Below are 8524 nucleotides of genomic sequence, written 5' to 3' on the forward strand. Positions count from 1 at the left end.
CTCCAGCGGAAGCTCCGTCGTGCCGATCCGCCTTACTACCGCCATGAGGTGAGGGTAGGAGAGTCGATCCACGGCATAGCCCAGAGATACGGAATCCAGCTGCGCTCTCTCTACCAGATGAATAAGCTCGACCCCGCTTATATTCCCCAGGAGGGTGATATCCTGATCCTGAGGTAAGACTGTCAGACGAAGAGACCGCGCGATAAAATCTGTACCTTTGCATCAGGAAGAAAGATTACTATGTATTATATTGCAAAGAGATTAGAGGTGGCGGGAAGCCATCACCTGGAACTCCCGTACCCGAGTAAGTGTAGTCGCGTCCATGGACACAACTGGATCATCACGATCTATTGCCGCGCAGAGGAGCTCAATGCCGAGGGTATGGTGGTGGACTTCAATATCATCAAGGAGCGGATCCACGCCTATCTCGACCATGGGGACTTCAATGAGCTGCTGCCCTTCAACCCCACGGCGGAGAATATTGCCCGCTGGTGTGTGGAGCAGATCCCCAATTGCTACAAGGCAAAAGTGTGCGAGTCGGAGAATAACACCGCGCTCTATACCATCGACGGGACCGACGCCGGCCTATGAAGGTCTGCGAGATCTTTTACTCTCTCCAGGGAGAGGGCGTGCAGGCCGGTACACCAGCGGTCTTCCTCCGCTTCTCTGGGTGTAACCTGGACTGTGCTTTCTGTGACACAGACTTCCGGCACGGTACCCCGATGACGGAGGAGGAGATCCTCGCTGAGGTGGGCTCATACCCCGCTCCGCTCGTCGTCGTGACCGGAGGGGAGCCCTCGCTCCAGCTGACCTGGTCCCTCGTCGAGGGACTTCACTCGCTCGGCAAGCGCGTCGCCGTGGAGACCAATGGCACCCATCCCCTCCCCGTTGGAGTGGACTGGATCACCTGCTCGCCTAAGCTTGCCTATGTGGGGGCGAAGGGGCGTGTGGTCCTCGAGCGAGTCGATGAGCTGAAGGTGATCTACGACGGAGAGCATGAGGTGAGTGACTACGGCATCCATGCTGACCACTACCTCCTCCAGCCCTGCGACGTGGGCGACCCGTTGCGCAATCGTGAGATCCTCGATGAGACCGTCGCTTATGTGCTCGCCCATCCGCAGTGGCGTCTCTCTCTCCAGCAGCATAAGCTCCTCGGTGTCCGCTGATACGGGCTTTGTAGGAAACCAATCGGATACAACTGATAACGGGTTACAGGTAGCCTAGGCTACCTGTAACCCGTTATTGTTTAGGGGGGACTATATCCGAGGTCCTAGGAGCGTGCCCATTAAGTACCGAACAAAACGTCCGACACTTATGTCGGCACTCAATGTCCAGTGAGGCTCCAGATGCAAAAGTGCGCACTCATCAATGCCCGGGAGATTGAATTCCCTAAATCATAATAGTGGTCGAAAGATACCCAATAAAACTCAGGAGGAAGACCACTGCAGTTTTCCCCCAAGTCATGTTTTTCCCCACTATGCAGATTGTTACAGCCCACAAGAAAAAGCCGATAGCAAACATCCAGCTACTGAGCTGTACATCTAGGACTTCTGTCCGTGCTAAGAGCAAAAAAATACTATAGGCAATAGCAATAACGAGGATTGTGCGTCGTAATGCCATGCTCTTCAAAATGGTCTTATCTCCCACAATTTCGGTATTCGTTAGTTAATGTTTGCTGCAGTTTCGGAAGCATATTCTATCGCAGAACTTGGCGAAAACATCATCTTTTCGTCTGTTGCCCTTGTCTCGGGATAAAAAGTTAACGGGTTGTTAATCAGGTTTGATTTGGCCTCTATAGAGAGATTGTCGTAAACTCGAGCTGACAAGCTGTCAATATCAGTAAATGACGTTAGTGGTTTAGGGTTGTTCTCTATTGCTGCTCTGAGATTCAGAAAGAGAGTTGCACAAGCGTCAACATATGCCTCTGTTGCTGAAGAATTTAAAGATTCTTAATTGGGAGCATTTGTTTCATACCTCTGACAGGAGCAGGCAAGGGTGAGTACACATAAAGGTGCTGTTGAAAGAAAGCCTTTTCTCATGATGGTAAATGTTTTGTTGGTTTGGTAATATGACAAATATACGAGTTTGTTTCTAAAAACCAAATCGAGGTGCTGTTTGTTTTTTTAGCTTTAGAAGATGCTTTTCGTGCTTAGGTGCTTAGAAGGGATTCCAGTCATTTACTCGGATTTGCCTTTTAATTGCTCTACTCTCACAGAGAAAACTATTACCGGTATTAGTGATCACTAAACCCGGTAATAGTGATGACTAATACCGGGTTTAGTTTGGGGGCGCAGGTCTGACGCATCTGAGCTATACAGTAAACCATCTGATGCTCGTCAGAGAGGCTGATGCTTAGGCAACCGCACGAATGGTCTCTCTATAAACATCGCTCATCTCCGCTGTGACGGCGACCCGCAAGGGGTCGGGTTACGAAATAAACTCTCATACATTGGTCTTCGCCACTTTGTGGCTCGGCCGATGCCTATGGAGCGGGCATCCTTGCGGATGCGGTTACGCTGCTGATGGACGAGTCTCAAATGCGTTTGCCCGTGGTCCGCTCACTTTTTCAGGGGATAGTGCGTACATTTTGATTACCTTTGCGAAGACGACTTAAGGGGTCGTCCCCGTATGCGAACCAATTGATTTTCCCATATAATATGTCTGTAACTAACGAGACGCTCTTCAAGACAATCATCAGTCACTGCAAGGAGTATGGCTTTGTCTTCCCCTCCTCCGAGATCTACGACGGTCTCAGTGCCGTCTATGACTATGGTCAGAATGGCATCGAGCTGAAGAATAACATCAAGCGCTACTGGTGGGAGAGTATGACACACCTGCACGACAATATCGCAGGACTGGACTCCTCCATCTTTATGCACCCTCGGATCTGGGAGGCGTCGGGTCACTTGGCGGCCTTCAATGACCCGATGATCGACAATAAGGACTCCAAGAAGAGATATCGTGCAGACGTCCTTGTGGAGGACTATATCGCTAAACTGGACGGGAAGATCGAGAAGGATATTGCTAAGGCGCGTAAGCGCTTCGGAGACAGCTTTGATGAGGCACAGTATCGAGAGACGAGCGTCAATCTGAAGCGCGTACTCGATGAGCGAAAGAGGGTCTACGACCGATACGCCGAGGTGTCCGGGAGTGGTGATCTGGAGGGACTTCATCAGCTGATCCTCGACTGCGAGATCGCTGACCCGGTGAGCGGCTCGCGCAACTGGACCGACGTCCGGCAGTTCAACCTTATGTTCTCCACGCAGATGGGCTCCGCCTCGGACGATACGATGACGGTCTACCTGCGGCCCGAGACAGCGCAGGGGATCTTTGTCAATTTCCTCAATGTCCAGAAGACGGGTCGTATGAAGATCCCCTTCGGCATCGCACAGATCGGTAAGGCGTTCCGCAATGAGATCGTGGCGCGGCAGTTTATCTTCCGTATGCGCGAGTTTGAGCAGATGGAGATGCAGTTCTTCGTGAAGCCCGGGACGGAGATTGACTGGTTTAAGCAGTGGAAGGCTGCGCGGATGAAGTGGCACAAGAATCTTGGTCTCGGGGACGAGAAGTACCGCTTCCACGACCACGAGAAGCTGGCGCACTATGCCAATGCAGCAACAGACATCGAGTTTGAGATGCCCTTTGGCTTCAGTGAGGTGGAGGGAGTCCACTCGCGGACCAATTTTGACCTCAGTCAGCATGAGAAGTACAGCGGCAAGAAGCTGAGATACTACGATCCCGAGGCGGGCGAGAGCTACGTGCCCTACGTGGTGGAGACTTCCATCGGTGTTGATCGCCTCTTCCTCAGCATCATGTGTGGCTCATACGTGGAGGAGGAGCTCGAGAATGGCTCCTCCAGAGTGGTGCTCAAGCTGCCACCGGCACTGGCGCCCACTAAGGTGGCTGTGCTGCCGCTGGTCGCAAAGGATGGGCTACCCGAGATCGCGGAGTCGGTCATGAAGGAGCTGCGGTACGACTTTAATTGTGTCTACGACGAGAAGGACTCCATCGGTAAACGCTACCGCCGTCACGACGCCATCGGCACGCCCTACTGCGTGACCATTGATAATGATACGCCCACGGACGAGTCAGTGACTGTTCGCTTTCGCGATACTATGGAGCAGAAGCGTGTCCCGATCCGCGAGCTGCACGCACTGATCGACGAGAAGGTCAGTATGAAGTCTCTTCTAAAGAACCTCTGATCCCTAAGTTTTGCATATGAAGTCTACTCTGAAAGGTTTATTTCTCTCCTTCTCCCTCATCCTCTCCCTTGGTCTCCTCACCGCTTGTGATCAGAATGCACCCGATGAAGCGAAGTCGGAGTATAGGATCAAGAACGAGGAGTATGTGGAGAATATCTCCAAGGACAACGCTTATAAGAGTCTTGCCTTCGAGCTCTCTCCCTTCTCGATCTACTACAAGGTGATTGAGGGACCGGCTGACGGGACGGAGGCACAGAGACCGCTCCAAAATAGCCAGGTGGAGTATAAGTACACCCTTAAGCTGATCAGTGGCGAGGTCCTCGAAACCGACGAGATCGTGAAGTCCAGGATCTACCTCCAGGACGGGAATAAGCGTCCCGAGTCTATGATCCGGGGGATGCAGCTGGCACTTCAGTATATGTCCGTCGGTGAGACGTGGGAGGTGGTGATCCCTTACCAGCTGGGTTACGGTCAGTATGGGGTCGGCGGCTCTACCAGTTCATCCATCCCGGCATACTCTACCCTGATCTTCGAGGTGACACTTCTCTCTATCCCCACGCTCTGATGGCCAAGCGTCCACTATTCTTAGTCAGCAACGATGACGGCGTCTTCGCCAAGGGACTGACGGAGCTCTCCCTCTCGCTGAGGGATATGGGGGACGTGATCGTCGTGGCTCCGGACAAGCCTCGTAGTGGCGCATCGAGTGCTATTACCACACGCAATCCGATCACCTACAGTCTCGTCCGCTCGGAGCCGGGACTGACGGTCTACAGCTGCACCGGCACGCCTGCCGACTGCGTCAAGCTGGCGCTCAACGTCATCGTGACGGAGATGCCGGACATCGTCATCGCTGGGATCAATCATGGGGATAATAAGGGGATTGCGGTGAATTACTCAGGTACCCTGGGTGCTGCGATCGAGGGCTGCATCTTTGACATTCCCTCCCTTGCCATTTCCCTTATCCACGGCAAGCAGGAGAGCGACTACCTCGCCTGTTGCCGCTATGCGCGTGCCATCTGTCGCCGGATCCTAAAGGAGGGGCTACCGCGGGGAGTTTATCTTAATGTCAACGTGCCCAATATCCCCCGAGTCAGGGGGCTGAGGGTCTGCAGTCAGGCGGACGGGAGGTACCATAACGAATTCATAAAACAGCGTAACCCTCAGGGTAAGGATGTCTTCTGGCTGAGTGGTGACCTGGTGCTCAATGAGCCGGCTGAGAAGAGCTGGGATGTGGCTACTCTGGATCGAGGATACGCCACGATGGTCCCCTGTAAGATTGATGTCACTGCCTATCAGTATGTCCGCGATCTGCAGTCGTGGGAGGAGGATGACTGACGCCGGATGAAGTACTTCCTCATAGCGGGCGAGGCGAGTGGAGACCTCCACGCCGCTCATCTGATGTCTGCCTTGAGCGTCGAGGACCCTCAGGCAGACTTTGCCTATATGGGCGGTGCAGCTATGAGGAAGAGGGGAGGGGAGTGTGTCCTGAGGTCGGAGGAAATGGCCTATATGGGTATCGTGGATGTCCTACGGCACTATCCTCAGATCAGGCGAGGAAGGGATGTGGTGAGACGGTCTCTGCTCGACTATCGACCGGATGTGGTGATCTGCGTGGACTACGGCTCCTTCTGTATGCGGTATATCCTGCCCTTTGTCCGGAAGCATCTGCCCTCGACGAAGATCGTCTACTTTATCCCGCCCAAGGTGTGGGCGTGGAAGGAGTTTCGCGTCCGTCAGCTGAGGCGGGACTGCGACCTGATCCAGTGTATCTTCCCCTTCGAGGTCTCCTACTTCCGCTCTAAGGGGGTGGATCGTGTCTCATACGTCGGTAACCCGACCTATGAGGAGGTGATGCACTTCAGAGCACACCATAGTGCTGACGTGACGTCAGCCGAGCGACCATACATTGCTCTACTCTGTGGTAGCCGTCTCTCGGAGGTGAGGCGCAATCTCCCCCTGATGCTGGAGAGTACGGCGCTTCTCGGGGATCGGTACCGTCTGGTGATCGCCGGTGTCTCCTCAATCGACCGGTCGCTCTACAGCGAGATCATAGAGCGCCACAGCCGACAGAGGGTGGAGGTGCGGTACGGGGAGACTTATGAGATCCTCTCGGGGGCGGATGCAGCATTAGTGACCTCCGGCACGGCGACCCTTGAGACGGCTCTCCTCGGTACGCCGCAGGTGGTATGCTATGCGACACGTGCCGCGCGATTAGTGAACTTCGCCTTTGACCACTTCTTCAAGATCCCTTACATATCGCTGGTCAATCTGATTGCCCGAAGCGAGGTGGTGGCAGAGCTCTTCGGGGCAAGGTGTACGGTCGAGGCGATACGGAGTCACCTCACACCCTTGCTCTCTGATACAGCTGAGCGGAGAGCGATGCTGGAGGCTTACGATGCCGTCTCGGAGGCTCTCCGGACGGAGCTTCCCGCCTCGACACAGGCGGCTCGAGAGATCATCGCTCTACTCTGACTCTTCCCCCCTTCCTATCATCGCCTCGATAAATCCTATCCCGTAGCCAAAGAGCTGGATGTACGCTGCGGCAACACAATTAACCGCCAGCTCAAGTGAGTCCCCACGACCATAAACGTCGAAGAGGATAAGCAGGGCATAGATGAGGGGAAGGAGCAGACCGCCCTGAGCTAAGAAGAGGAAGCAGATGAAGTTGCCCACAACAAAGAGTGAGGGGAGATAGTGTACCGGCTTGGTGCTACCCGGATGCAGCTTGCCCAGTGTGATCCTTGCCCGTCCGCTGTGACGGACTTGGGCGAAGAACTTCTCGTATGTGTCCCGCCGTTTGTGGTAGACAAAGAGATCGTGGTAGAGCGCAGAGTGGTAGCCCGCCTCTATCACCCGCAGGCTAAAGTCGATGTCCTCCCCATAGCGGAGATCCTGACGGAAGCCCTTGACCGCCTCATACGCCGTGCGCGTCACGCCCATATTGTAGGTGCGGGGGTAAAACTTATCCAGTGGCTGATCCTTCCGTCCCCCTCGGATGCCTCCGGTGGTGAAGAATGAGGTCATCGCATAGCCGATTGCACGCTGTGTCACGGTATAGTCCTCCTTCGCCGCATCGGGTCCACCAAAGAGGTCTACCGGTCTCTGCTTCAGGTTGTGCGCCAGTGAGCTGAGATAGCTGGCGGGTAGCTCTACGTCCGAGTCGAGGAAGAGAAATATATCTCCCTTTGCCACTTTTGCTCCATGGTTGCGTGCCCCGGAGGGTCCGGTATTGGGCGACTGGTAGAGGTATCGGACCGGCAGCTTGTCTGCATAGCTCTCACACACCTCCCGACAGGGGAGGGTGGAACCATCCTCTACCACCACCACCTCATAGTCGAGGGGCGTGCTCTCCTGTGTGAGGAAACTCTCGAGCAGCTCTTTCACTTCCTGGGGTCGGTTGTAGACAGGGACAATAAAGGATATCATAGGATGCGTGTCGTCAGAATAGGGGGGAGAGGAATGCATATAGCGTAAAGCCGACTATAGATCCAAGTGCGGATGTGAGAAATACAAGGCGTTGGGTATTTGTGCAGAGAAATGCGGTCACACACGACGTGCAGAAGAAGATAGACAAGACGGGCGACGGCATCTCTGCCGAGTAGTAAATACAGTATAGGACGAATAGGAACCAGCCCAGCCTGAGGTGGAGATGGGTGACCCATCGGTATCTCGCTATGGCATGCCTGCGGACTATCACAGTCCCGATAGTGGCAGCCGTCAGCAGTAGCAGGAGGGATATTACTCGTAGCCAGTCGTCGGTACTGCTCGGGAGACTTGGGTGAAGAAGAGATCCATAGGTGCGGTCGATAAATCCCAGCACACCATCAAGTGTGGGAGGCGCAAGGAGGAGGATCCCCACCCAGAGCACCATAAGCACCCCCAGAACCATGGCGGAGTAGTGACGCCAGGTCCCAAGACCGATCTGCCTGAGCATAAAGCCAAAGATGAGGAGTGTCGGCAACCATATCGGATCGATCAGAGACAGAAGTCCAATACCAACTCCGATATTAAACCCGATGAATGGGGACTTATGCTGCGCAATAGAGGTGATGATGTACTCGCTGAGGAAGACCAGGATGATTGTTGCGATCATCATCAGAGAGAGTGAGCGTGTAGCTATGCCTACCAGACTCATAATCAGGAGTGCCATGATAATCCACGATGTCGCCTGATGGATATGTGACCCGTAGCTGAGAATATTGTGCCTGTGGAGTAGGAACAATAGGGCTACAGAGAGCAAGAGTGCAGCTATAGGCTCAGAGAGTACTTGCTCTCCGAGTGAGGACAGCTTAGCTAGGTATTGCTCCATCTAACTTCGTCTC

General features: G+C 54.1%; 9 protein-coding genes. 7 read left to right on the forward strand and 2 right to left on the reverse strand.

The window, feature by feature from the left end; all coding sequences use genetic code 11:
- Positions 1-48 precede the first annotated feature (48 nt).
- From Q0F21_RS03695 to lpxB, 7 genes are all read left to right on the forward strand, one after another.
- Positions 49-177, forward strand: a complete 129-nt coding sequence (locus Q0F21_RS03695; RefSeq protein WP_297237531.1) for a LysM domain-containing protein — start codon at positions 49-51, stop codon at positions 175-177.
- 63 nt (positions 178-240) lie between these two features.
- Positions 241-591 carry a 6-carboxytetrahydropterin synthase gene (locus tag Q0F21_RS03700; RefSeq protein ID WP_297237516.1) on the forward strand — a complete coding sequence of 117 codons (351 nt, stop codon included), beginning with the start codon at positions 241-243 and terminating at the stop codon, positions 589-591.
- Positions 588-1166 (forward strand): 7-carboxy-7-deazaguanine synthase QueE, encoded by a 579-nt coding sequence (locus Q0F21_RS03705; RefSeq protein ID WP_297237518.1) that lies wholly within the window; start codon positions 588-590, stop codon positions 1164-1166. The genes Q0F21_RS03700 and Q0F21_RS03705 overlap by 4 nt, the downstream gene beginning before the upstream one ends.
- Before the next feature lie 1491 nt (positions 1167-2657).
- Entirely contained in the window at positions 2658-4202 is a 1545-nt protein-coding gene (locus tag Q0F21_RS03710; protein ID WP_297237521.1) for a glycine--tRNA ligase, read from the forward strand.
- A gap of 16 nt (positions 4203-4218) precedes the next feature.
- Positions 4219-4767, forward strand: a complete 549-nt coding sequence (locus Q0F21_RS03715; RefSeq protein WP_297237523.1) for an FKBP-type peptidyl-prolyl cis-trans isomerase — start codon at positions 4219-4221, stop codon at positions 4765-4767.
- Entirely contained in the window at positions 4767-5537 is a 771-nt protein-coding gene (gene surE, locus Q0F21_RS03720) for a 5'/3'-nucleotidase SurE (RefSeq protein ID WP_297130786.1), read from the forward strand. Before Q0F21_RS03715 ends, surE begins: the two co-directional genes overlap by 1 nt.
- A 6-nt stretch (positions 5538-5543) precedes the next feature.
- Positions 5544-6674: a lipid-A-disaccharide synthase gene (gene lpxB, locus Q0F21_RS03725; protein ID WP_297237525.1), complete on the forward strand. Its 1131-nt coding sequence runs from the start codon at positions 5544-5546 to the stop codon at positions 6672-6674.
- On the opposite strand, the gene Q0F21_RS03730 is transcribed toward lpxB, so the two are convergent.
- A complete protein-coding gene (locus Q0F21_RS03730; protein ID WP_297237527.1) occupies positions 6666-7628 on the reverse strand; it encodes a glycosyltransferase in 963 nt (320 codons plus the stop codon). The genes lpxB and Q0F21_RS03730 overlap by 9 nt on opposite strands.
- 13 nt (positions 7629-7641) lie before the next feature.
- Positions 7642-8352, reverse strand: a complete 711-nt coding sequence (locus Q0F21_RS03735; RefSeq protein WP_297237529.1) for a hypothetical protein — start codon at positions 8350-8352, stop codon at positions 7642-7644.
- Positions 8353-8524: the final 172 nt, after the last annotated feature.

This window comes from uncultured Porphyromonas sp., assembly GCF_934359325.1.
Lineage (GTDB): Bacteria > Bacteroidota > Bacteroidia > Bacteroidales > Porphyromonadaceae > Porphyromonas_A.

What these genes read in the sequence shown, in the direction of transcription:
- Q0F21_RS03700 (WP_297237516.1), top strand. Translation starts at nt 241, where the DNA reads ATGTATTATATTGCAAAGAGATTAGAGGTGGCGGGAAGCCATCACCTG.
- Q0F21_RS03715 (WP_297237523.1), top strand. Translation starts at nt 4,219, where the DNA reads ATGAAGTCTACTCTGAAAGGTTTATTTCTCTCCTTCTCCCTCATCCTC.
- Q0F21_RS03735 (WP_297237529.1), bottom strand. Translation starts at nt 8,352, where the DNA reads ATGGCACTCCTGATTATGAGTCTGGTAGGCATAGCTACACGCTCACTC.
- Q0F21_RS03710 (WP_297237521.1), top strand. Translation starts at nt 2,658, where the DNA reads ATGTCTGTAACTAACGAGACGCTCTTCAAGACAATCATCAGTCACTGC.
- Q0F21_RS03730 (WP_297237527.1), bottom strand. Translation starts at nt 7,628, where the DNA reads ATGATATCCTTTATTGTCCCTGTCTACAACCGACCCCAGGAAGTGAAA.
- Q0F21_RS03705 (WP_297237518.1), top strand. Translation starts at nt 588, where the DNA reads ATGAAGGTCTGCGAGATCTTTTACTCTCTCCAGGGAGAGGGCGTGCAG.
- lpxB (WP_297237525.1), top strand. Translation starts at nt 5,544, where the DNA reads ATGAAGTACTTCCTCATAGCGGGCGAGGCGAGTGGAGACCTCCACGCC.
- surE (WP_297130786.1), top strand. Translation starts at nt 4,767, where the DNA reads ATGGCCAAGCGTCCACTATTCTTAGTCAGCAACGATGACGGCGTCTTC.